Annotated in this window: 1 protein-coding gene; it reads left to right on the top strand. The window is 75.3% G+C overall.

What is annotated here, in order from left to right:
• Nucleotides 1-69: 69 nt before the first annotated feature.
• Nucleotides 70-441 (top strand): hypothetical protein (locus G6R25_RS24620; protein ID WP_205447470.1); only part of this gene is annotated, 372 nt, incomplete at its 3' end.

The raw sequence follows: 441 nt of genomic DNA, 5'->3' as shown, positions 1-441 counted from the left end.
CTCGGCCTGCATGCTGCCGGCCTGTGGCTGGGCCGCCGCCACGCTGTCGCACCGACCGCGGAGGCCTCGGTGTCCGTGGAGGAACGCCAGCTCCTCGACCGGCTGCACCCCGAGTACTGGACGGCTCATGCCGCCGGCCGGGGCCTGGCGGGCACGCTCACCACCCCGCCGACTCTCGGCCCGGGTGGGATTCGCTGCGAGGTGCGCCTGGACGGCACCTGGACGGCGAGGGCCCTGGCTGGCAAGGCCGACAGTGTGCGGGCGCTGCTCGGCGCTAGGACCGCGTTGCGGTTGCGGATTACCGGTGGGGCGCGGGGTGGCTGGGCGGTTCTCACCCTGGCCACTCGCCAGGCCACCGACGGCGTGTCCGCGGCGTGGGCGGCGTCGCGGATCCCTGCGGACCCCGCCGCGATGTCGGTGGGGGTGGATACCGAGACCGGT

The sequence above is a fragment of the Candidatus Frankia alpina genome, assembly GCF_902806485.1.
Taxonomy (GTDB): domain Bacteria; phylum Actinomycetota; class Actinomycetes; order Frankiales; family Frankiaceae; genus Frankia; species Frankia alpina.
This window is presented reverse-complemented; position numbering and strand designations above follow the sequence as displayed.